Source organism: Geodermatophilus sp. DSM 44513, from assembly GCF_032460525.1.
In the GTDB taxonomy this organism is placed as follows: domain Bacteria; phylum Actinomycetota; class Actinomycetes; order Mycobacteriales; family Geodermatophilaceae; genus Geodermatophilus.
The window spans coordinates 449,255-470,623 of record NZ_CP135963.1 but is presented as its reverse complement, the minus strand read 5'-3'; the positions used below and the strand labels follow the sequence as shown (position 1 = coordinate 470,623).

Below are 21,369 nucleotides of genomic sequence, written 5' to 3'. Positions count from 1 at the left end.
GGGTCACCTCCGGAACTTCGGGTCGAGCGCCTCGCGCAGCCGCTCCCCGAGCAGCGTGAAGCCCAGCGCGACGACGATGATGCACAGCGCGGGCCAGATGGCGAGGGCCGGGCGGATGGACAGGAAGTCCTGCGCGTTGGCCAGCATCGCGCCCCACTCCGGACGGGCGATGTCGGGGTCGCCCAGGCCCAGGAAGGACAGCGCGGCCGCCTCGATGATCGCCGTCGCCAGCGACAGCGTCGCCTGCACGATCACCGGCGACAGCGAGTTGGGCAGCACGTGACCGAACACGATGCGTCCCCGCTTCACCCCCAGCGCCCGTGCCGCCAGGGCGTAGTCGCTGCCGCGCTGGGCCAGCATCGACCCGCGCAGCAGCCGGGCGAAGACGGGCACCTGGACGACGGCGATGGCGATCATCAGCGCGTACTGGTTCTGCCCGAGCAGCACCGAGACGGTGATCGCCATGAGCAGCCCGGGGATGGACAGCAGGATGTCGACGAACCGCATGACCACGGTGTCCACCCAGCCGCCGAGCCCACCGGCCAGCACGCCCAGCGCCATCCCGACCACGACCCCCAGGACCGTGGACACGAACCCGATGAGCAGCGACTGCCGGGAGCCGTAGACTAGCCGGGACAGCAGGTCGCGGCCGAGGTTGTCCACGCCCAGCGGGAAGCCCTCGCGCGGGCCGGGGATGGAGCCGGGCCGGATCTCGCTGAGCAGGTACTGCGCGACCGGGTCGCGCGGGGCCAGCAGCGGCGCGAAGGCGGCCACCAGCAGGAACACCACCACGATGACCGCGCCGGCGATGGCCACCGGGTCGCGGCGCAGCCGGCGGACGGCGCTGCGGGTGAGCGAGACCCCGCCCTCGCCCTCGGGCACCTGGCCGGCCCGGGCGGCCAGCTCGTCGATCCGGCGGCGCCGGACGTCGCCCACCGCGGTCACCGCTCCACCTGCCGGTTCGATTCCGCGAGCTTCATCGGACTCTCACCCTCGGGTCCAGGACCCCGTAGGAGATGTCCACCAGCAGGTTGACCAGCACGTACACCACCGCCAGCAGCAGGATGAAGCCCTGCAGGACGGCGAAGTCCCGGTAGGTGATCGCGTCGCGCAGGGCCAGGCCCACCCCGCCGAAGGCGAACACCGTCTCGGTCAGCACGGCGCCGGACAGCAGCAGGCCGGTCTGCAGGCCGATCGTCGTGGACACCGGCAGCAGCGCGTTGCGGACGACGTGCCGACGGCGCACCGTGGCCGCGGCCAGCCCCTTGGCGTTCGCCGTCCGCACGTAGTCCTCGTTGACCACGTCCAGGACCGAGGCCCGGGTGATCCGCACGATGATCGCCAGCGGGATGGTGCCCAGCGCGAGCGCCGGCAGCACCAGGTGCGTCAGCGCGTCCCAGGCGGCGTCCCACTCGCGGGTCAGCAGGCCGTCGAGCACGTAGAAGTTGGTGATCCGGGTGGCGTCGATGCGCACGTCCTGCCTTCCCGAGCCGGGCAGCCAGCCGAGCTCGACGGCGAACAGCAGCCGCAGCAGGTAGGCGAGGAAGAACACCGGGATGGCCACGCCGAGCAGCGAGCCGACGACCGAGGCGGAGTCCAGGGGGCTGCCGTAGCGGCGGGCCGCGACGTAGCCCAGCGGGATGCCCACGCCGATGGCGAAGACCATCGCGGTGAGGGTCAGCTCCATGGTGCCCGGGAACCGTTCGAGGAAGACGTCGGTGACCGGCCGCCCGTACTGGGTGGAGTTGCCGAAGTCCAGGGTGACCGCGCGCTGCAGGAAACGGAGGTACTGGATCCAGATCGGCTGGTCCAGGCCGAACAGCCGGTTGTACTGCTCGATGTCCTCGGGGGTGGCCCGCTCCCCCAACGCAGCCTGCGCCGGCCCGCCGGGCAGCGCGCGCAGCCAGGCGAAGAGCAGCACCGACAACCCCAGCAGGATGGGGACCAGCTGCAGCAGCCGGCGGACGGTGAAGCGGAGCACGGCGTGCTGGTCAGCCTTCCCTGGGTGCGGCGTCGGTCACGACACCGTCCCCGCCGGCGACCCGGAGGCCGACGGCGGGGACGGGCGCGGAGGTCACTCGGTGATGGAGACCGTGGCGAACTCCTCGGCGGTCAGCGGGCTGGGCTCCAGACCCGACACGTTGTCCGCCACCACCAGCGCCGGCGGCGAGTGGGAGATCGGCACACCCGGCAGGTAGTCCATGATCAGCCGGTTCGCCTCCTGGTAGAGCGCGGCGCGGGCGTCCGGGTCCGGCTCGGCGTCACCCCGGGCCAGCGCCTGGAAGATCTCCGGGGCGTTGAACGCGCCGAACTCCGCCTTCGCCAGGCCGTCGGCCTTGGCGGCGAAGAAGGTACCGATGAAGTTGTAGGCGTCGTTGTAGTCACCGGTCCACCCGAGCAGGTGGACGTCCGCGCCACCGGCCTGCACCACGTTGAGGTAGTCGGGGTTCCAGGGCAGCGCGGTGGCCTCGATGGTGAAGCCGGCGTCGGTCAGGTTCTGGCTGAGCACCTGGAACATCGCCGCCGGGTCGGGCAGGTAGGGCCGCGTGACGTCGGTCGGGTAGAAGAACCGCAGCGTGGTGCCCTCCGCGCCGGCCTCCTGCAGCAGCTGACGCGCCCGCTCGGGGTCGTAGGGGTAGGTGGTGACGTCCTCGGCCCAGCCGTCGACGGTCGGGGGCATGAACTGCGTCGCCGCCTCCGCGCCCTCCGGCAGCAAGGAGTTGACGATCGTGTCGCGGTCGATGGCGTGCGCGATGGCCTGACGCACCCGCGGGTCCTGCAGGGCGGGGTTGGCGCCCGAGCCGGGCACGCCACCGCCGTTGATGCCCAGGTACAGGACGTTGAACGGGTCACGCACCAGGACCTGGAAGCCCTCGTCCTGCAGCGTCTGGTAGTCCCCCGGCGCGGCGAAGTCGTAGCCGTCGATCGCCCCGGCCTGCAGCTCCTGGCGGCGGGTGTTCCCGTCCGGGATGGTGCGGAAGACGATCTCGTCGAGCAGCGCCGGCTCGCCCCAGTACTCGTCGTTGCGGACGATGGTGACCTCGCCGTTGCCGCGGTCCCAGCCCTGGAACCGGAAGGGCCCGGTGCCGGTCGGGTGCTCCAGGGCGTACTCGGTGTAGGTCAGCGCGTCCTCGCTGCCGGAGAGGTCGTCGGCGTCGTACTCCTGCAGGGCCGTCGGGCTCTGGATGGAGAAGGCCGGCAGCGCCAGGGCCGCGGGGAACTTCGAGGTGACCTGGGTGAGCCGGATGACCGCCGTGCTCGCGTCGGTGGCCTCGCAGCTCTCGTAGATGTTCGGGGTGTCCGGTGTGCTGGCGAAGCCGCCGAAGACGTCCTGGTAGTACGGCGTGGCACTGGGGCTCTGCGCCAGGCCCTCGAAGTTGTACCAGCGGTCGAAGTTGAAGCAGACCGCCTCGGCGTTGAACTCCGTGCCGTCGTGGAAGGTCACGCCCTCGCGGAGCGCGAAGGTGTACTCCAGCCCGTCCTCGCTGACCTCGTAGCTCTCGGCCAGCTCGGGCTCGGGGTCGGTGCCGCCGAGCTCGTTGCCGAGCAGCCCCTCGTGGATCTGGCGCGCCACGCGGAAGGTCTCGCCGTCGCTGGCGAACGCCGGGTCGAACATCTTCGGGTCGCCGGCGGCGCCGAAGACCAGGGTGCCGCCGGACTGCGCCTCACCGCCCTCGCCGCCGCCGGCGCCGGTGTCCCGGTCGCTGGAGGCGCACGCGGAGAGCGTGACGGCGGTGAGCGCGGCCGCCGAGGCGGCGAGCACGCGGGAGGGACGACGCTGCATCGCGGACGACCTGCCTTCTCGGCCGCTGTGGGCCGGGTGAGTTCTGCGACTTCGCGGCCGGAGGGCGCATGCCGTCTCGGACGTGGGTCGGACCCTAGGCGGGGCGCGCGCGCGATCGTGAGCCGCGGCCCGGCATCGACACCATCCTGTGATGAAGACGCGCAGGCCCGTGGGTGGCCCCGCTGCAGGGTCCCGCCGCGAGCGCGCGAGGGGCGGGGGGCAGCGGGGTCCTGCTTCAGGCGTCGATGCGGCGGCGGCCCTCGAAGGCCCGGCCCAGCGTGACCTCGTCGGCGTACTCCAGGTCGCCGCCCACCGGCAGGCCGCTGGCCAGCCGGGAGACCGCCAGCCCCAGCGGGGCGACCAGCCGGGCCAGGTAGGCGGCGGTCGCCTCGCCCTCGAGGTTCGGGTCGGTGGCGATGATCAGCTCGGTGACCGCGCCGTCCATCAGCCGGGTCATCAGCTCCCTGACCCGCAGGTCGTCGGGGCCGACGCCCTCGATCGGGCTGATCGCGCCACCGAGCACGTGGTAGCGGCCGCGGAACTCCCGGGTGCGCTCGATGGCCACGACGTCCTTGGGCTCCTCGACCACGCAGATGACGTCGTCGACCCGCCGCGGGTCACGGCAGATGCGGCACTGCTCGCCCTCGGCGACGTTGTGGCAGGTGCTGCAGAACCGGACCTCGGCCTGCACCCGCTGCAGCGCGGCGACCAGCCGGCTCACGTCGGCGGACTCCGCGGCCAGCAGGTGGAAGGCGATGCGCTGGGCGCTCTTCGGCCCGACGCCGGGTAACCGGCCGAGCTCGTCGATGAGGTCCTGGACGGCCCCCTCGTACACGGTGTCCCTCTCGTCGGGCGGGTCGGCGCCGGCTCAGAGGCCGGGCAGCCCCATGCCGCCGCCGAGGCCGCCGGCGAGCGGCCCCATGCGGTCGGCGGTGAGCTCGTTGACGGCGCGGGAGGCGTCGCGGAAGGCCGCGACCACGAGGTCCTGCAGGGTCTCCAGGTCGTCGGGGTCGACGGCGGCCGGCGCGATGGTCACCGCGGTCACCTCGCCCTGCCCGGTCATGGTCACCCTGACCAGGTCACCGCCGGCGGTGCCGGTGACCTCCTCCTGCGCCAGCTGCTCCTGCGCGGCAGCCAGCTGCTGCTGCATCTGCTGCGCCTGCTTCAGCAACTCCGACATGTCGGGCTGGCCTCCGGGGAACATGCGCCGAGCCTAGGCCGCTCGGCCGACATCCGCGGGGACGCCGATCGTGCTGACCTCCACCGACGGGACGAGCCGGACGGCGTCGCGCCGGCACGGACGTCGGCACGGACGTCGGCGTCCGCGACGGCCACGCGGAGCCGGACGAGCCCGCGGCGCGCGGTCGACGCTCAGCCGTCCACGGGCCGGGCGCCGAGGTGGGTGCGCAGCAGCGACAGCGCCGCCTGCTCGGGGTCGACGGCCGGCTCGGGCTCCCGGTCGCCACCAGGCCCCTCCGCGGCCCGCTCGGCCATGAGCTCGCGCGCCTCCGCGGCCTCGGCCGCCCGCGCGGCCTCCCGGGCCGCCTCGGGTGCGACCGGCGCCCCACCGCCGCGGGCGGCCGCACCCTCCACGACCACCTGCACCTTCCAGCGCACGCCGAGCAGCTCCTGCAGCGACTGGCGGACGACGTCCCGGTTGAGGTCCTCACCGAGCATCTTGGCCAGGGCCGGTGACGTCGCCGTCAGCGTGAGCACGCCGCCGGCCAGGTCGTGCACCTGGGCGCTGCGCAGCAGGGCCTCGGTCGTGCGCTTGTGACCGCGGGCGACCTTGAGCAGCTCCGGCCAGACCCGGCGGACGTCGCTGGTGGTGAGCTCCCCGTCGGCGGCCTGCTCCGGCGGGTTGGCCGTCACGACCGGCGTCGGCTCGGCACCGCGCGGCGCCGGCGAGGACTCGGCCGCGGCCCGGGGGGAGGACGTGGCAGCGGGACGGGGCTGGTCGAGCCGGGCGGCCGCCGCGTCGACGGCGTCCGGCTGGGCGGGGTGCGGCCAGTCCTCGTCGTCGGTCGGCTCGGGCGGCAGCGGGACGTCCGGCTCGCCGGCGGCGACGCGGACACGGCGCGGCTCCCCGGACCCGGCCGGGCCGGCCGGCGCGGCGGGGGACACCGCGGGGCGGGGCCCGGCGCCGGACCCGGGCGGGGTCGTCTCCGGCCACCCGTCGTCGGCGGGCGGACGCGCCGCGGCCGGGCCGGCGGCGGGCTGGGACGCCGCGGGCGGCGTCGGCCGCCGCGAGGCCGGCTGCGACGGTGCCGACGGGCCGGCCTGCGACCGCCGCACGAACTCCCGCGCCAGGCGGGCCGGCTGCTCGGGCACCGAGGGGGGCACGGCCGCGGGCACCGGCCGGTCCTGCGGCGGCGGGGCGGCGGTGTCCGGGGCGGCTGCACTCGGGGCGGCGGTGCCCGGGGCGGCGGTGCCCGGGGCGGCGGGGACGCGAGCGGCCGGGGCGGCCGGCTCGGACGGGGCCCGGCCGGCGTGCTCACCCGCGATCGACATCCGGCGCTCGAGACGCTCCAGCCGCTGCAGGGTGGCCGCCGCGGATCCGTCGGTGGCGGGCAGCAGCATCCGGGCGCAGACCAGCTCGAGCAGCAGCCGGGGCGCGGTCGTCCCGCGCATCTCGGTCAGGCCGGCGTGCACGGTGTCGGCCATCCGCGACAGCGTGGCCGAGCCCAGCGCCCGGGCCTGGGAGCTCATCAGGTCCAGCCGGTCGGGCGGGCAGTCCAGCAGGCCGTTGCCCCCGGCCTCGGGCACGGCGTCGAGCACGATCAGGTCGCGCAGCCGGTCGAGCAGGTCGGTGGCGAACCGGCGCGGGTCGTGCCCGGCCTCCACCACCCGGTCGACGGCGCGGAAGACCCCGGCCGGGTCGGCCGCGGCGAGGGCGTCGATCGTCTCGTCCAGCAGCGCGTCGTCGGTGACGCCGAGCAGGCCGACGGCGCTGCGGTAGGTGACCCCCTCGTCGCCGGCGCCGGCCAGCAGCTGGTCGAGGATGGACAGCGAGTCGCGGACCGAGCCCCCGCCGGCGCGCACGACCAGCGGGAAGACGGTCGGCTCGACGGTGACGCCCTCGGCCTGGCAGGTCCGCTCCAGCAGACCGCGCAGCGTGGTCGGCGGGACCAGCCGGAACGGGTAGTGGTGCGTCCGCGAGCGGATCGTGGACAGCACCTTGTCCGGCTCGGTGGTCGCGAAGACGAAGACGAGGAACTCCGGCGGCTCCTCGACCAGCTTGAGCAGGGCGTTGAAGCCCTGCGTGGTGACCATGTGCGCCTCGTCGACGATGTAGACCTTGAAACGGCTGTTCACAGGGGCGAAGAAGGCGCGCTCGCGCAGGTCGCGGGCGTCGTCCACGCCGCCGTGGCTGGCCGCGTCGATCTCGATGACGTCCAGCGAGCCGGGGCCGTCGGGCGCCAGCGCCACGCAGGACCCGCAGACGCCGCAGGGGGTCGAGGTCGGCCCCTGCTCGCAGTTCAGCGACCGGGCGAGGATGCGCGCCGAGGAGGTCTTGCCGCACCCGCGCGGGCCGCTGAACAGGTAGGCGTGGTTGATCCGCCCGCCGTCGACGGCGTTGACCAGCGGGGCGGTGACGTGCTCCTGCCCGACCACCTCGGCGAAGGTCGCCGGGCGGTACTTGCGGTAGAGCGCCAGTGCCACGGCTGCTGAGGTTAACCGCCGGTGCCGACGCTCCGGGCACCTCGTGCGCCCGCGTGGACGGGGCCTCGGGCGTCAGCGCACGAGGCGCAGCAGGAACTCCACCGAGCCCTCGTCCTCGACGCGGACGAACCCCAGGTCCGGCGCCTCGATGCCGTGGTCGGCGAAGGTCACCGGGACCGACCCGGAGACGTCGACGCCGTCCGCGGTCCGGACGACGGACAGGTCCGCCGCCACCGGCCGGGTCGTGCCGGCCAGCGTCAGCTCCCCGGAGACCGGCACGGTGACCGGGGTGCCGCCGAGCTCGGGCAGGTCGACCGGCCCGGTGACGGCGAAGGTCGCGGTCGGGTGGGTGGCGACGTCCATGACCTGCTCGCGGAAGTAGTCGTCCCGCCGGTCGCTGTCGGTGGTGGTGCTCGCGACGTCCACGGTGACCTCGGCCGCGGTGAGGTCACCACCGTCGACCACCAGGGTGCCGTCGACCTCGTCGGTCGTGCCGGCCACGGTGACGTCGGCCCCGTTGAGGACCTCCTCGACCCGGTACCCGGCGGTCGACCCCGTGCCGACGGTCCAGGTGCCGTCGGTGTCCGGCGCGAGGGCGACGTCGGAGGGCTGGGCCTGCACGGTGGCGGCCGGCGCGGCGTCCTCCTGCAGGGCGGCGTAGGCCAGCGGCCCCCCGACGGCGCCGAGCGCCGCCACCCCGGCGACGGCTCCGGCGATCCCCCACCCGTGACGTGACACGTGCACTCCCCCCGCTCGACGACGGGTCCAGCGAACACCGCGGAGCTGGCAGGGAGCTGTGCGCTGCCCGGGGAAGCGAGGGACCCCCCGCGCACCCGCCAGAGCCCGCTTATCCTTGCTGCCTTCCGGCCCTGGGGAGGTTCACGGGGTGACGCCGCACGAGGGGTCTGCGCCCACTGTAGAGGAGAGGTCGCCGCGGTCGGCCGCTGCCCTGGCTACGCTCGCGGCCATGACGCCCCGGTGCGCCCGAGTGCTCCCCCCGCCCCGCTCCTGACCCGGAGCCCCGCGGATCGACCTCCCCCGGCGTGCGACGCCGGGACGCTGCGCCGTGCTCCGGACCGCCCCGTCCCGATCCGGAACCGTCCCAGGAGCGTCGTGTCCCCCTCTCCCGCCGCCGCGCGCGGCTTCCCGCTGGTCGTCCTGGCCGCCCTGTGCTGGGGCACCTCCGGCGTCAGCGCGCGCATCGTCACCGACCGCACCGACCTCGGCCCGCTGGACGTCGCCTGGCACCGCATGGCCGTCGGGGCCGCCGTCCTGCTCGCCGCCCACCTGCTCACCCGGCGCCGCCGGACGGTGCCCGCCGTCCCCCTGGACCGGCCGCTCGCCGTCCGGCTGGGCCTGGTCGCTGCCGGCCTGGCCGCCTACCAGCTCGCCTTCTTCGCCGCCGTCGACCTGGCCGGGGTCAGCGTCTCGACGCTGGTGGCGCTGGGCCTGGCGCCGCTGCTGATCGCCCTCGGGGCGGCAGCACTGGGCCACGGCCGCCCGGACCGGGCCACCCTGCTCGCCCTCGCCGTGGCCCTGGTCGGGCTGGTCCTGCTCGTCGGGCTGACCGCCGGGGCGTCGGCGGGGACGGCGGTGCTGCTCGGCGCGCTGCTGGCCTGCGGCTCGGCCCTCGGCTACGCGCTGGTCACGCTGGCCGGCGGGGGCCTGCCGGCCGGGGTCCCGGTCACACTGGCCGGGTTCACCGGCGGCGCGCTGCTGCTGACGCCGGTGGTCCTGACCGCCGGCCTGCGCCTGACCGCCGAGCCGGTCGCCCTGGCGACACTGCTCTACCTGGGGGCGGTGCCCAGCGCCGCGGCCTACGCGCTGTTCTTCCGCGGGCTGCAGACGTTGCCCGGGGCGGTGGCCGGCATCGTCACGCTGCTGGAACCGGTGACCGCGACGGTGCTGGCGACCGCCTTCCTCGGCGAGCGGCTGCCGCTCGGGGCGCTGGCTGGCGGGCTGCTCGTACTGGCCGCCGTGGCCGGGCTCTACCTGCGCCGGCCGGCCGGTGCCCCGCGGGAGGCCGTGGCGGGCCCGGGCTGACTCGGGGACGACGGAGGCCGGGCCCCGAGGGGCCCGGCCTCAGCGGGCGGAGGATGGGAGATTCGAACTCCCGAGGGGTTGCCCCCAACCCGCTTTCCAAGCGAGCGCCATAGGCCACTAGGCGAATCCTCCAACGGGGCCCGACGATACCGGGCCGGTCGGGCCGGCCGGCCGCGGCACCCCGCGCGGTGTCCCCCGGACGGCGGCGCCGGGTGGTCAGGCCCGCGCCGTCTAGGGCACCCTGGCCCCGTGCGTCGAGAACACGGCGCGCGCCGAGGACAGGAGAGCAGCCCCCGTGAGCGAGACCGACCGGCTCCGGCCCGACGTCGTGGAGGCCATCGTCGCGGTGCTCAAGGGCGCCGACGAAGCCGACCTGCCGGCCTCGGCCACCAAGGAGGAGAAGGACGCCGCGAAGGACAGGTACCTGTCGGAGTTCGTCGCCGAGCGCAGCAAGCGCGACCGGCAGAACCGCGCGTGGGAGCTGCTGCTGACCCGCAGCTACGACGAGCCGCCGACCTGGCAGCGGCTGTTCGACGACCTGTCCTCCGACGCCACCCGTGAGCTCGGCGAGCTCTACGACGTGCTCCCCGCGGGCGCGCAGGAGGAGTACGCCCGCCGCCACGGCGTCCCGACCGGCGTCTGAGCGGCACCACGGGCAGGGGGTGCGCGGCGTGACCGGGCCCGGCCGCGTGGTCGCCGGGCGCTACCGGCTGCTCGAGCGCATCGGCGGCGGCGGCATGGGCGCCGTCTGGCTGGCGGCCGACGAGCTGCTGGGGCGCCAGGTGGCCGTCAAGCAGGTGCTGCCCCCGCCCGGCGCCGACGCGACGGTCACCGACCAGCAGCGCCAGCGGGCGCTGCGCGAGGGCCGGATCGCCGCCCGGCTCTCCCACCCGCACGCCATCAGCGTCTACGACGTCGCCGTGGAGGACGGCACGCCCTGGCTGGTGATGGAGTACCTGCCCTCCCGCAGCCTCGCCGAGGTGCTCAAGGAGGACGGCCTGCTGACCGTGGACCAGGTCGCCCAGATCGGCGCCCAGGTGGCCGACGCGCTGGCCGCCACCCACGCCGCCGGCATCGTGCACCGCGACGTCAAGCCGGCCAACGTGCTCATCGGCCGGGGGCCGCGGGTCGACGGGCTGGTCAAGATCACCGACTTCGGCATCTCGCACGCCCGGGACGACGTGACGCTCACCCAGACCGGGCAGATCACCGGCACCCCCGCGTTCCTCGCCCCCGAGGTCGCGCAGGGCAGCGAGGTGACGCAGGAGAGCGACGTCTTCTCCCTCGGCGCGACGCTCTACACCTGCCTGGAGGGCCGGCCGCCGTTCGGCATGGACGACAACGCGCTGCGGCTGCTGCACCGGGTCGCCGCCGGCGAGCTGGACCCGCCGCGCCGGGCCGGGTCGATGACCGGCACGCTCACCCGGATGCTCGCCGTCGACCCGGCGCAGCGGCCGACGACGGTCGAGGTGCGCGACGAGCTGGCCCGGCTGGCGGCCGGCCGGGACGGCGACCCGACCACCGTGCTGCTGGCCCGCACGGCGCTGCGCTCCTCGACCAACCGGGAGCGGACGGCGGAGCTGCGGACCGGGGTGCTGCCGGCCGCGGGTGCGGGCGGGGTCGCCGCGGGCGGGGTCGCCGCCGCCGGCGCCGCGGCCGCCGCTGCCCCGGGTGCGACGTCCCCCGCGACCACGTCCACCGGGACGGCGGCCGGCACCGCGTCCACGAGGACCTCGGCCGGCACCGCAGCCGAGCGGGACCACGGCCCGGCCGCCGCGGCCGGCGCGCCACCCGCCCCGCCCCCCGCCCGCCGACGCCGGCGGGGGCTGCTGGTCGCGCTGGCACTGCTCGCCGTGCTGGTCGCCGGCGGGGCCGTCTGGCTGGCCACCGAGCGGGACGGCGGGACCACCGCCGAGGCGCCCGCCTCCTCCCCTCCTGCGCAGACACCGACCCCGACCCCCTCGGAGGACGGCGCCGCACCGGAGACCACCGCGCCGGAGAGCACCGCGCCGGAGACCACGACATCCGAGCCGGCGCCGTCCACCAGTGAGGCCGCGCCGAGCGAGCCGCCGGCCGACGACCCGGCCGCGGTCGTGCAGCAGACGCTGGGCCGCTACTACGACCTGCTCCCCGACGACCCCGACGGGGCCTACGCGATGACCGGGCCCTACCTGCGGTCGCGGGCCAGCGCGGGCTACTACCGCGACTTCTGGGAGCCCTGGGCGGAGGTGGAACTGCGCGAGGTGCGCGGCGCGGAGCTGTCCGGGGACGGCGTCATCACCGCCACCACCGAGGTTGCCTTCACCGGCGACGACGGGAGCAGCCTGGTCGAGGTGCACGAGCTGCGCCTGGTGCGGGGCGACGGCGGCGAGTGGCTGGTCGACCTGGACCTGGTCACCTGATCCCGGTCACCTGATCCCGGTCACCTGGTCCCGGTCGTTGGGTCCCCGGACGACGACGGCGGCGCCCGGCGGGGCGGAGGCCCCTGCGCGGACGCCGCCGTGACGGTCCCGATGGCGGTGGCGGTGGGATTTGAACCCACGGAGGCTTGCACCTCACACGCTTTCGAGGCGTGCTCCTTCGGCCGCTCGGACACGCCACCGTCGACCAGACTACAGGCCCCGCTGACGGCGGAAGAACGCGCGCAGCAGCGTGGCGGACTCCTCGGCCCGGACGCCGCCGGTGACCTGCGGGCGGTGGTTGAGCCGGCGGTCGCGGACGACGTCCCACAGCGACCCGGCCGCGCCCGCCTTCGGGTCGTCGGCGCCGTAGACGACGGAGCCGACCCGGGCCAGCACGGCCGCTCCGGCGCACATGGTGCAGGGCTCGAGGGTGACGACGAGCGTCGTCCCGGTCAGCCGCCAGCCGTCGCCGTGCACCGGGGCGGCCGCGCGCAGGGCCAGCACCTCGGCGTGCGCGGTCGGGTCGCCGCGCCGCTCCCGCTCGTTGGCCGCCTCGGCGAGCACGGCGCCGTCCGGTCCGAGGACGACCGCGCCGATCGGCGTGTCTCCCCAGCCGACCGCGGTGGCGGCCAGCTCCAACGCGCGGCCCATCGCGGCGTCGACGTCCGGGGTCACCAGGTGACCCCGGCGGTGCTCGTGCTATGCCCACCACCGTGGGCGGAGCACGAGGGGACCGCCACCGACCTGGTCCCGGGGAGCTCGTGCTCTGCCCACCACCGTGGGCAGAGCACGAGCTCCCACCGGGAGAGGTGGGCCGGAGACCGGGTCACGGGACTGCGCCGCCGGTGAGGTCGCTCCCGACCAGCGCGGAGAGCTCGGCCAGCGCGGCGGTGGGGTCGGTCACCTTGATCGTGTGCATCCCCATGGCACGGGCGGGCTTGAGGTTGATGCCCAGGTCGTCGAGGTAGGCGCAGTCGGCGGCCTCGATCGGCCGGCCCACCGCGTCGGAGAGCCGGGTCAGCGCGCGGCGGTAGATCTCCGGCTCGGGCTTGCGCACGCCCTCCACCGAGGACTCGACCACCACGTCGAAGAGGTCCAGCAGCTCGCCGAGCCGGCCGGTGCGCTCCATGGGCGCCACGTTGTTCGACAGCAGCGCCAGGGGCAGCCCGGCCGCGCGCAGCCGCCGCACCGCCTCGACCATCGCCGGGCGCACCTCGCCGGCCAGCGCGGCCAGCACCCGCCGGGCGTCCAGCCGGTGCCCGGCGGCCAGCGCCTCGGCCTCGAAGGCGTCGGTGAACCCGGCGGCGTCCAGCTCGTTGCGCTCGTAGCGCGCCCAGGCGTTGGTGTCCGGGTCGGTGCTGTTCAGCCGCACGATGAGCCCCGCGGGCAGCCCGGCCTCGGCCTCGTAGGCGGTGAAGGCGGTCATCGGGCTCTCGGTGATGACGCCGCCGAGGTCGAAGACGACGGCGGTCGCCACGGCGCTCACGGCCGCACCGCCGCGGCCAGCTCGTCGGCGAAGCCCAGCCGGGCGGCGATCGCGGCGACCATCTCGTCGGCCCACAGGTCGTCGGCGGTGACGATCGGCCGCAGCTGCTCGGCGGGCAGCCCGTCGTCGGCGAGGACGTCCAGGTCGCCGCCGGGCCAGCCGGTCTCGTCGTCGTCGTCGTCGAAGGCGCTCCCCCCGTCGACCCCGATGCCGTAGCGCTCCACGACCTCGGCGGCCAGCAGCCACTCCTGCATGGTGGCGTCGGAGATCAGCGCGCGCACCAGCCCGCCGGGCCCGTGCCGCAGGACGACGAAGTACAGCCGCGAGTCGACGACCACCACGAACGGGCCGGGCCACTCCCCCGCCCCGGGGTCGCCGAGGGCCCGCTCCAGCGCCGGCAGCTCGACGTCGGCGTCCGCCGCGAGCCGCTGCACCCGCCACGCGCCGTCGACCCGCGCCACCCGCACCGTCCAGCTGCCCGGCGTGTCCGGGGTGCTCACCGGCGCCGCAGCAGGGTCAGGCCGTCGGACAGCGGCAGCAGCACCGTCTCCCAGCGCGGGTCGGCGGCCAGCGCGGCGTTGAGCTCGGCGAGCGCGCGGTCGTCGTCGCCCTGCGGGTCGAGCACCCGGCCGCCGCGCAGGGTGTTGTCCAGCAGCACGACGCCGTTGCCGGTCATCCGCGGGTGCAGCTGCTCGACGTAGTCGGCGTAGCCGGTCTTGTCCGCGTCGACGAAGGCCAGGTCGAACGTCTCCGCCGCGGGCAGCGCGCGCAGCGAGTCGTGCGCGTCACCGAGGCGCACCTCGATGCGGTCGGCCAGCCCCGCGCGCGCCCAGTACCGCCGGGCCACCGCCGTCCACTCCGCGCTGCTGTCCAGGCACAGCAGCGAGCCGTCCGCCGGCAGCCCGCGGGCCACGCACAGTGCCGAGTAGCCGGTGAACGTGCCGATCTCGACCGCGTGGCGGACGCCGAGGGCGCGGGTCAGCAGCTGCATGAACGTGCCCTGCTCCGGCGCGATCTGGTAGGTCGGCGAGGCCTCGCCGCGGTCGGCGAGGGCAGCGGTCTCGGCCAGCAGGTCGGCGACGACGTCGTCCGGCGGCTCGGAGCTGGCGCGGACGTAGTCGCCGAGCTCCGGGGTGAGGAGGAACGACCGGGGGGTCATGGCGCGCGGGGTGGGAGGAGCGCGGGGGTCCCGGCGCCCGGGGGCCGGAGGAGGGCGTGGGTCATAGGGTCCGATCATGGCGGACCCGCAGGACGACGTCCCGGCCGAGCTGTTCGCGCGGCTGGCCGCCGACCCGCTGGCCGGCCTGCTGGGGATCGTGCTGGAGCAGGTCCGGCCCGGGTACGCGCGAGCGGCGATGACGGTCGGCCCGCAGCTGCTGAACGCGGCCGGGGCGGCGCACGGCGGGGCGACGATGGCCCTGCTCGACGTCGTGCACGCGGCGGTCAGCAACAGCCACGGCACCCTGGCGGTGGCCCAGGACGTGCACACCGAGTTCCTCAGCCCCGGCCGGCCCGGTGACGTCCTCACCGCCGAGGGCACCGAGCTGCACCGCAGCCGGCGCACCGCGGTCTACCGGATCGAGGCGCGCGCCCAGGACGGCCGGCTGGTGGCCACCGCGCTGGCGCGGGTGTTCCGCACCGACCGCGAGTGGGAGGGGGTGTGAGCCGCCTCCCCGTGCCGACGCTGCCCGCTCCCCCGGTCGGCGTCGTCGGGCTGGGCCAGCTCGGCGGGTCGCTGGCCGCCGCGCTGGTGGCGGCCGGGCGGGAGGTGACCGGCTGGGACGTCGACCCGGCCGCGCGGGAGGCCGCCGCGGCCCGCGGCGTGCGGATCGGCCGGGACCTCGGCGGTGTCGTCATGCTCGCCGTCCCGCTGCCGGCGATGGCCCAGGCGCTGGCCGGCCTCGACGTCGACCCGGCCGCCACCGTGACCGACCTGGGCTCGGTGAAGACCCCGGTGCTGGCCGAGCTGGGGCCGGCGCTGGGCAGCCGCTACGTCGGCGGGCACCCGATGTGCGGCACCGAGCGCTCCGGGCACGCCGCCACCGACCCCGGCCTGTTCACCGGCGCACGGTGGGCGGTCTGCCTGGAGCCGGGGACCGAGCTGCCGCGCTGGCTGCGGGTCGCCGAGGTCGCGCTGGACGCGGGTGCGGAGGTGGTGCCGGTGACCGCCGCCGAGCACGACGACGCGGTCGCCGCGGTCAGCCACGTCCCGCACCTGCTGGCCGCGGCCCTGGCCGCCGCCGCCGCCGACGCCGGCCCGCTGGCCTTGGCCCTGGCGGCGGGCAGCTTCCGGGACGGCACCCGGGTCACCGGCAGCGACCCCGCGTTCGTCCTGGCGATGGTGCAGGGCAACGCCGGCCCGACGACGGCCGCGCTGGCCCGGGTGCTGGACCAGCTGACCCGCCCGTGGCCGGAGCTGGTCGCCGCTGGGCACGCGGTGCGCGCGACCGCCCCCGCCGGACGGCGCCCGGTGCGGGTGCCGCTGGAACGCGCCGCCCTGCTGGCGCTCGGCCGGGCCGGCGGCACGGTCACCCGCCGGCTGGCCGCGTTCGTCGAGGGCCACGTCCCCGGCGGTTGACCCGGGGGCGGTTGACGGCCGCGGCGTCCGGGCAGGGAGACGGCATGGACGACAGCGAGATCCGCGGCCGCATCGAGGAGCTGGTGGCCGAGGAGCACCGCCTGCGCGACGGCGGCCAGCACACCGACGAGGACCGGGCCCGGCTCCGGGAGATCGAGGAGGAGCGCGACCAGCTCTGGGACCTGGTGCGCCAGCGGGACGCCAAGCGGCAGTACGGCGAGGACCCCGACGAGGCCCGGCCCCGCTCGGAGCAGCAGGTCGAGGGCTACCTGCAGTGAGCTGAGCCGGCAGGTCCGCTCAGACGGGGTGGCGGGCCGGGCGTCGCGCGGCCTGACCCAGCAGGGCGAGCTGCCACATCAGCCGGGCGCGCGGGTCGGTCACCTCGTGCCCGGTCAGGGCCTCGATCCGCCGCAGCCGGTGCATGACCGTGTTGCGGTGGCAGTACAGCCCGTCGGCCGCGCGGGTGGGGGACCCGTCGGCGGCCAGGAACGCCGCCAGCGTGTCCAGGAGCACCTCCCGCTCGTCGGGGGGCAGCTCGAGCACCTGGCCCAGTGACCGGTCGACCAGCCGGGAGCTGATCTCCGGGGAGTTGGTCAGCAGCGCCTCGGGCAGCCGGTCGTCGATGGTCACGACCCGGCAGTCCCCCGAGGGCAGGGTGCGCGCCGCGGTCTCGGCCAGCCGGTAGGCCCCGGCCGCGGCCGACGCTCCCTCGACGACGTCGGACACCCCGACCGGGCCGGTCGCCAGCGCGGCGAGCCAGTCGAGCACCTCCGCCCTCGGCCGGGCGCCGGTCAGGATCACGCCCACCTGCGCCCCCGAGCGGGAGCCCCACACCGAGCGCACCCCGCGGCGGGCCAGCGCGGGGCCCGGCTGGGGCAGCGTGGGCTCCCCATTCCGGTCCGGCGGCGCGACCGCCGCGAGCAGCGGGCCGGCCAGCGGAACGCCGAGCAGCTCGGAGGCGTCCCGGACGAACGCCGGGTCACCGCCGCGGCCGTCGAGCAGCCCGTCGAGCACGCGCTGCCGGGCCGCCCCGTCGGCCGCCGCCAGCCGGCGCTGCTCGTCGCGGTAGCCGTCGGCCACCGCGGCGCACTCGGCGTCGTTGGTGCGCCAGACCGACCCGGCGACCTCCAGCAGCCAGGTGTCGTGACCGGCGGCGCGGTCCCGGGCGACCGACAGCAGCGTCTCCCACAGGACCTGGCCACCGAGCCGGTAGGCGCGCAGCACCACCTCGAGCGGGACGCCGCACCGGGCCCGGCGGGCGCCGACGTCGCGCGCCCGGGCCCGCAGCATCCCGGGACGGGCCGAGGAGGCCCCGGTCAGGCTGTGCACGCCGCGTGCCAGGCCGGCCCGCGCCGAGCGGCCCAGCTCGGCGGCGTCGGCGGCGGTCAGCTCCCGGTAGGCGGGCTCGGTGCGCAGCAGCACCTCGAGCACCCGGTCGGCCATGGCGTCGACCCGGCCGAGCAGGTGCGGGGCGAACTCGCCCAGGCGGGCGGCGACCTCCGGCGAGAAACGCTGCACTGGGCCTCCTCCCGCACGTCGCACCGCGCTCAGCACACCACGGGGCACCGATCGCTGTGCGCAGCGCCCATTGTGACCGTCCCCACCGGGCCGCAGGCTCCGGGGAGACGCATCCGCACCCCGATCGTCGCCCCCGCCGGGCGGCCTCCCCGACCCCCGAGGAGACGTGGCCCCGTGGCGCAGCCGCCGACGACCGCCGGCCGCAGCACCCCGCACCACGACCGGCCGCCCACCGCACGGCTGGAGATGACCGGGATCAGCGTCGCGTTCGGTGGCGTCTCCGCGCTCAGCGACGTCTCCCTCACCGTCGAGCCCGGGCAGGTGCACGGGCTCATCGGCCCGAACGGGGCGGGCAAGACGACGCTGTTCAACGTCGCCTGCGGGCTGGTCCGGCCCGACGCGGGCCGGATCGTGTGGAACGGCGCCGAGCTGCGCCGGCTGCGGCCCAGCCGGCTCGCCCGCCTGGGCATCGCGCGCACCCTGCAGGGCGTCGGGCTGTTCCGCGGGCTGACCGTGCTGGAGAACGTCATGGTCGGCGCGCACCGGCACGCGCGGGCGGGGTTCCTGTCGGCGCTGTTCGCCGTCCCGACGTCGGACCGCGACGAGGCCCGGCTGCGCGCGCGGGCCGAGGCGGCACTCGACGAGCTGGACGCCGGCGCCTACGCCGGCCGCCCCCCCGACGCGCTGCCCTACCCGGTGCAGAAGCGCGTGGCCCTGGCCCGCGCCCTGGTCTCCGACCCCGACCTGCTGCTGCTCGACGAGCCGGCCAGCGGCCTGTCGGAGGAGGAGATGCGCGAGCTCGGCGACCTCATCCGCGCGCTGTCGGCGCGGATGAGCGTGCTGCTGGTCGAGCACCACATGGACCTGGTCATGCGGGTCTGCGACCAGATCACCGTCCTGGACTCCGGCCGGCAGATCGCCGCGGGCACCCCGGCGCAGGTGCAGGCCGACCCGGCCGTCACCGAGGCCTACCTGGGCGACGAGGTCGACGTCGCCGCCGACGCCGCGGCCCTGTCGACCAGCGGCACGGCCGCGGCCGACGGGCGGGAGGGCTGAGGTGGCCGGCGCGACGAGGGCGGCCGGGGCCGCCGGCGGGACGACGGCGACCGTCCCGGTGCTGGAGGTGTCCGGCCTCTCGGCCTCCTACGGCCCGGTCCGGGCGCTGGACGGGGTCTCGCTGCGCGCGGAGGCCGGCCGGGTGACCGCCGTCCTCGGGGCCAACGGGGCGGGCAAGACGACGCTGCTGCGCACGATCAGCGGCCTGGTGCGCAGCACCGCCGGGACGGTGCTGCTCGACGGCACCGACATCACCCGCGCACCGGTGGAGGCGATGGTCGGCAGGGGCATGGCGCACGTGCCCGAGGGCCGCGGCGTCATCGCCGAGCTGACCGTGGACGAGAACCTGCGCGTCGGCGCGCTGTTCCGGGGCAGGGTCGGCCGGGAGGAGTTCGACCGGGTGTACGACCTGTTCCCCCGGATCGCCGAGCGCCGCGACAACCCGGCGCACACGCTGTCCGGCGGCGAGCGGCAGATGCTGGTCATCGGTCGCGCGCTGCTGGCCCGGCCGAGGGTCCTGCTGCTCGACGAGCCCTCCCTCGGGCTCGCCCCGCGGATCGTCGCGCAGATCTTCGGCCTGGTGCGCCGGCTGGTCGACGAGGAGGGGCTGTCGGTCCTGCTGGTCGAGCAGAACGCCCGCAGCGCCCTGTCGGTCGCCGACGTCGGCGTCGTGCTCAACCTCGGCCGGGTGGTGGTGACCGACCAGGCCTCCCGGCTGATGGCCGACGAGGACCTGCGGCACGCCTACCTCGGCTTCTAGCGCCCGAGCCCGCCCGACCAGCCAGGAAGGCGCCCCTCCGTGCAGCAGTTCGTCAACGTCACCCTCACCGGGCTGATCTCGGGGTCGGTCTACGCCGCCTTCGCCCTCGCCCTGGTGCTGATCTGGCGGTCCACCCGGATCGTCAACTTCGCCCAGGGCTCGATGGCCGCGGCGACCAGCTTCATCGCCCTCGCCCTCATCCAGGCCGGGCAGTCCTACTGGCTGGCCCTGGTCGTGGCGCTGGCCGCGGGCTTCGTGCTCGGCGCGGTGGTGGAGCGGGTGGTCATCCGGCCGGTGGAGGGCGGGCCCGAGCTCAACGCGGTCATCGTCACCCTCGGGCTGTTCATCGCCATCCAGGCCCTGATCGCCATCGTCTTCGGGTCCTCCTTCGACTCCTTCCCCGCGCCGTTCGGGCTGCGCGGGTTCGAGGTCGGGGGGACGACGATCGCGCTGACCCCCAACAGCGTCTACGTGCTGGTCGCGGTGCTCGTGACGATGGTCGCCCTGGTCGCCCTGTTCCGGTTCACCCGCGTCGGGCTGGCCATGCGCGCGTCGGCCTTCGGCCAGGAGGTCGCCCGGCTGCTCGGCGTCCGGGTGGGCCGGATGCTCACCCTCGGCTGGGGGCTGGCCGCCGTCGTCGGCTCGCTGTCCGGGCTGCTCATCGCCGGCGGCGGGCTGGTGTGGCCGGCCTACATGGACGCCCTGATCGTGTTCGGCTTCGTCGCCGCCGTCCTCGGCGGGCTGGACTCCCCCGTCGGCGCCGTCGTCGGCGGGCTCACCATCGGCCTGGCGCTGGCCTACGTCAGCGCCTACGCCGACCCGGCCCTGGTCAACCTGGCCGCGCTGGCGATCCTCATGGTGGTGCTCCTGGTCCGACCCGGCGGCCTGTTCGCCAGCAGCACGGCACGGAGGGCGTGACCCGATGACCCGACCCCAGGACACCGCCGCCACCCGCGGTGACGAACTGAGCTCCGACTCCCCCACCGAGGCCACGGTCGGGGCTGACGCACCGTCGTCCGGCGCCGGCCCGGGCCGCTCCCTGCTGCCGCGGAACACCCTGCTGCGCCACCTGCTGGTGCTGCTGCTGTGCACGGTCGGCACCGTGGTGCTGCTGGAGGCCACCGACCCGTTCCGCAACTCCCAGCTCGCCCAGCTGTCCTACTACGCCATCGCCGCCGGCGGCCTGACCGTGCTGACCGGGCTCAACGGCCAGATCTCCCTCGGCCACGGCGCGCTCATGGCCGTCGGCGCCTACACGACCGCGCTGCTGCTCGGAGGAGACGGCGAGCCGCTGCCCCTCCCGGTCGTCCTGCTGGCCTCGGTGGTGACCGCCACGCTCGTCGGCGCGCTGGTCGGGGTCGCCGCGGCCCGGCTGCACGGCCCCTACCTGGCCGGCGCGACCCTGGCGCTGGCCGTGGGCCTGCCCGGTCTCGCCCTGTACTTCCGGGAGACCCTCGGCGGCGAGCAGGGCCTGCCGGTCCAGGCCCCGCGGGCACCGGAGTGGTTCGAGGCCTTCATCGGTGCGGTGTCGGGCAACTCGGCCACCACCACCAAGTGGCTGGCCTACGTGGGCGCCATGTGCCTGCTGCTCACCTTCTTCCTGCTGGCCAATCTGGTGCGCAGCCGGATCGGCCGCACCTGGCGGGCGGTGCGCGACCAGGAGGTGGCCGCGGAGCTGGCCGGCATCGACCTGGGCCTGTGGCGGGTGCTCGCCTTCGTGGTGAGCGCCGCGTGTGCCGGGCTCGGCGGTGCGGTGCTGGCCCTCGTCGTCCGGCTGGCCGCACCCAGCGGCTTCACCCTCGTGCTCTCCCTGGCCCTGCTCACCGCCATCGTCATCGGCGGGCTGGGCAGCCTGCTCGGCGTGCTGCTCGGCTCGGCCCTGCTGGTCTTCCTGCCGCCGTTCATCACCAACCTCGGCGTCGACCTCGGCCTGGACAACACCGAGGCCGCCCAGCTGGCACCGCTGGTCTACGGCGTCGTCCTGGTCCTGGCGATGGTCTTCGCCCCCGCCGGCTTCGTCGGCACGGTCCGCCAGCGCTGGCTCGCCGCGCGCGCCCGGCGCTGACCCACCGGCCCCGC

Annotated in this window: 22 protein-coding genes, 2 tRNA genes and 1 other RNA gene; 10 read left to right on the top strand and 15 right to left on the bottom strand. The window is 75.9% G+C overall.

Annotated elements, in window-relative coordinates; all coding sequences use genetic code 11:
• Positions 1-3 precede the first annotated feature (3 nt).
• The 8 genes from RTG05_RS02180 to ffs all read right to left on the bottom strand — a co-directional run bounded on the left by RTG05_RS02180 (position 4) and on the right by ffs (position 8,356).
• Positions 4-945 (bottom strand): ABC transporter permease, encoded by a 942-nt coding sequence (locus RTG05_RS02180; RefSeq protein WP_166527265.1) that lies wholly within the window; start codon positions 943-945, stop codon positions 4-6.
• Positions 946-976: 31 nt separating this feature from the next.
• Entirely contained in the window at positions 977-1,981 is a 1,005-nt protein-coding gene (locus RTG05_RS02175) for an ABC transporter permease (protein WP_166527264.1), read from the bottom strand.
• Between the two features lie 93 nt (positions 1,982-2,074).
• Positions 2,075-3,784 (bottom strand): ABC transporter substrate-binding protein, encoded by a 1,710-nt coding sequence (locus RTG05_RS02170; RefSeq protein WP_166527263.1) that lies wholly within the window; start codon positions 3,782-3,784, stop codon positions 2,075-2,077.
• A gap of 235 nt (positions 3,785-4,019) precedes the next feature.
• A complete protein-coding gene (gene recR, locus RTG05_RS02165; RefSeq protein ID WP_166527262.1) occupies positions 4,020-4,619 on the bottom strand; it encodes a recombination mediator RecR in 600 nt (199 codons plus the stop codon).
• 33 nt (positions 4,620-4,652) lie between these two features.
• Positions 4,653-4,988, bottom strand: coding sequence for a YbaB/EbfC family nucleoid-associated protein (locus RTG05_RS02160; protein WP_166527261.1), 336 nt, complete (start codon positions 4,986-4,988; stop codon positions 4,653-4,655).
• A gap of 167 nt (positions 4,989-5,155) precedes the next feature.
• Complete coding sequence (locus RTG05_RS02155; RefSeq protein WP_315912243.1) at positions 5,156-7,447, bottom strand: DNA polymerase III subunit gamma and tau; 2,292 nt, start codon at positions 7,445-7,447, stop codon at positions 5,156-5,158.
• 72 nt (positions 7,448-7,519) lie between these two features.
• A complete protein-coding gene (locus RTG05_RS02150; protein WP_166527258.1) occupies positions 7,520-8,185 on the bottom strand; it encodes a YceI family protein in 666 nt (221 codons plus the stop codon).
• Positions 8,186-8,260: 75 nt separating this feature from the next.
• Positions 8,261-8,356: signal recognition particle sRNA small type (ffs, locus tag RTG05_RS02145), an RNA gene on the bottom strand.
• Between the two features lie 204 nt (positions 8,357-8,560).
• Between ffs and RTG05_RS02140 the strand changes: the two genes are divergently transcribed.
• Positions 8,561-9,490: a DMT family transporter gene (locus RTG05_RS02140; protein WP_166527257.1), complete on the top strand. Its 930-nt coding sequence runs from the start codon at positions 8,561-8,563 to the stop codon at positions 9,488-9,490.
• Between the two features lie 47 nt (positions 9,491-9,537).
• Here the strand turns inward: RTG05_RS02140 and RTG05_RS02135 are convergent.
• Positions 9,538-9,622, bottom strand: a tRNA-Ser gene (locus RTG05_RS02135).
• A 163-nt stretch (positions 9,623-9,785) separates the two neighbouring features.
• Here RTG05_RS02135 and RTG05_RS02130 point away from each other — a divergent pair.
• Positions 9,786-10,133, top strand: a complete 348-nt coding sequence (locus RTG05_RS02130; RefSeq protein WP_166527256.1) for a hypothetical protein — start codon at positions 9,786-9,788, stop codon at positions 10,131-10,133.
• Positions 10,134-10,161: 28 nt separating this feature from the next.
• Complete coding sequence (locus RTG05_RS02125; RefSeq protein WP_208104752.1) at positions 10,162-11,892, top strand: serine/threonine-protein kinase; 1,731 nt, start codon at positions 10,162-10,164, stop codon at positions 11,890-11,892.
• Between the two features lie 112 nt (positions 11,893-12,004).
• Here the strand turns inward: RTG05_RS02125 and RTG05_RS02120 are convergent.
• The 5 genes from RTG05_RS02120 to RTG05_RS02100 form a co-directional block, all read right to left on the bottom strand.
• Positions 12,005-12,092 (bottom strand) — tRNA-Ser (locus RTG05_RS02120).
• A 10-nt stretch (positions 12,093-12,102) separates the two neighbouring features.
• Positions 12,103-12,567, bottom strand: coding sequence for a nucleoside deaminase (locus RTG05_RS02115; RefSeq protein WP_166527255.1), 465 nt, complete (start codon positions 12,565-12,567; stop codon positions 12,103-12,105).
• 151 nt (positions 12,568-12,718) lie between these two features.
• Positions 12,719-13,378: an HAD-IA family hydrolase gene (locus RTG05_RS02110; RefSeq protein ID WP_166527254.1), complete on the bottom strand. Its 660-nt coding sequence runs from the start codon at positions 13,376-13,378 to the stop codon at positions 12,719-12,721.
• Entirely contained in the window at positions 13,375-13,878 is a 504-nt protein-coding gene (locus RTG05_RS02105) for a tRNA adenosine deaminase-associated protein (RefSeq protein WP_166527253.1), read from the bottom strand. Before RTG05_RS02105 ends, RTG05_RS02110 begins: the two co-directional genes overlap by 4 nt.
• Positions 13,875-14,537, bottom strand: a complete 663-nt coding sequence (locus RTG05_RS02100; RefSeq protein WP_166527252.1) for an O-methyltransferase — start codon at positions 14,535-14,537, stop codon at positions 13,875-13,877. Before RTG05_RS02100 ends, RTG05_RS02105 begins: the two co-directional genes overlap by 4 nt.
• A 76-nt stretch (positions 14,538-14,613) precedes the next feature.
• Between RTG05_RS02100 and RTG05_RS02095 the strand changes: the two genes are divergently transcribed.
• From RTG05_RS02095 to RTG05_RS02085, 3 genes are read left to right on the top strand one after another with little or no spacing between them, the layout of a single operon-like run.
• Positions 14,614-15,042, top strand: a complete 429-nt coding sequence (locus tag RTG05_RS02095) for a PaaI family thioesterase (RefSeq protein WP_166527251.1) — start codon at positions 14,614-14,616, stop codon at positions 15,040-15,042.
• Entirely contained in the window at positions 15,039-15,956 is a 918-nt protein-coding gene (locus tag RTG05_RS02090) for a prephenate dehydrogenase/arogenate dehydrogenase family protein (protein ID WP_166527250.1), read from the top strand. Before RTG05_RS02095 ends, RTG05_RS02090 begins: the two co-directional genes overlap by 4 nt.
• Before the next feature lie 44 nt (positions 15,957-16,000).
• On the top strand, positions 16,001-16,234 hold the full coding sequence (locus RTG05_RS02085; protein WP_166527249.1) for a DUF2630 family protein: 234 nt from the start codon (positions 16,001-16,003) through the stop codon (positions 16,232-16,234).
• Positions 16,235-16,253: 19 nt separating this feature from the next.
• Here RTG05_RS02085 and RTG05_RS02080 read toward each other — a convergent pair whose 3' ends face one another.
• The gene (locus RTG05_RS02080) at positions 16,254-17,474 is read right to left on the bottom strand and encodes a PucR family transcriptional regulator (RefSeq protein WP_166527248.1); all 1,221 of its coding nucleotides are present in this window, start codon (positions 17,472-17,474) and stop codon (positions 16,254-16,256) included.
• Between the two features lie 174 nt (positions 17,475-17,648).
• Between RTG05_RS02080 and RTG05_RS02075 the strand changes: the two genes are divergently transcribed.
• From RTG05_RS02075 to RTG05_RS02060, 4 genes are read left to right on the top strand one after another with little or no spacing between them, the layout of a single operon-like run.
• Positions 17,649-18,530, top strand: coding sequence for an ABC transporter ATP-binding protein (locus RTG05_RS02075; protein WP_315912242.1), 882 nt, complete (start codon positions 17,649-17,651; stop codon positions 18,528-18,530).
• Position 18,531: 1 nt separating this feature from the next.
• Positions 18,532-19,290 carry an ABC transporter ATP-binding protein gene (locus tag RTG05_RS02070; RefSeq protein WP_208104751.1) on the top strand — a complete coding sequence of 253 codons (759 nt, stop codon included), beginning with the start codon at positions 18,532-18,534 and terminating at the stop codon, positions 19,288-19,290.
• Positions 19,291-19,329: 39 nt separating this feature from the next.
• On the top strand, positions 19,330-20,208 hold the full coding sequence (locus RTG05_RS02065) for a branched-chain amino acid ABC transporter permease (protein WP_166527247.1): 879 nt from the start codon (positions 19,330-19,332) through the stop codon (positions 20,206-20,208).
• Positions 20,209-20,212: 4 nt separating this feature from the next.
• A complete protein-coding gene (locus tag RTG05_RS02060; RefSeq protein WP_166527246.1) occupies positions 20,213-21,355 on the top strand; it encodes a branched-chain amino acid ABC transporter permease in 1,143 nt (380 codons plus the stop codon).
• Positions 21,356-21,369 lie beyond the last annotated feature (14 nt).

Excerpts from the sequence above, each read along its gene's own strand:
- RTG05_RS02170 (WP_166527263.1), bottom strand. The coding sequence starts at position 3,784 with ATGCAGCGTCGTCCCTCCCGCGTGCTCGCCGCCTCGGCGGCCGCGCTC.
- RTG05_RS02160 (WP_166527261.1), bottom strand. The coding sequence starts at position 4,988 with ATGTTCCCCGGAGGCCAGCCCGACATGTCGGAGTTGCTGAAGCAGGCG.
- RTG05_RS02100 (WP_166527252.1), bottom strand. The coding sequence starts at position 14,537 with ATGACCCCCCGGTCGTTCCTCCTCACCCCGGAGCTCGGCGACTACGTC.
- RTG05_RS02095 (WP_166527251.1), top strand. The coding sequence starts at position 14,614 with ATGGCGGACCCGCAGGACGACGTCCCGGCCGAGCTGTTCGCGCGGCTG.
- RTG05_RS02085 (WP_166527249.1), top strand. The coding sequence starts at position 16,001 with ATGGACGACAGCGAGATCCGCGGCCGCATCGAGGAGCTGGTGGCCGAG.
- RTG05_RS02060 (WP_166527246.1), top strand. The coding sequence starts at position 20,213 with ATGACCCGACCCCAGGACACCGCCGCCACCCGCGGTGACGAACTGAGC.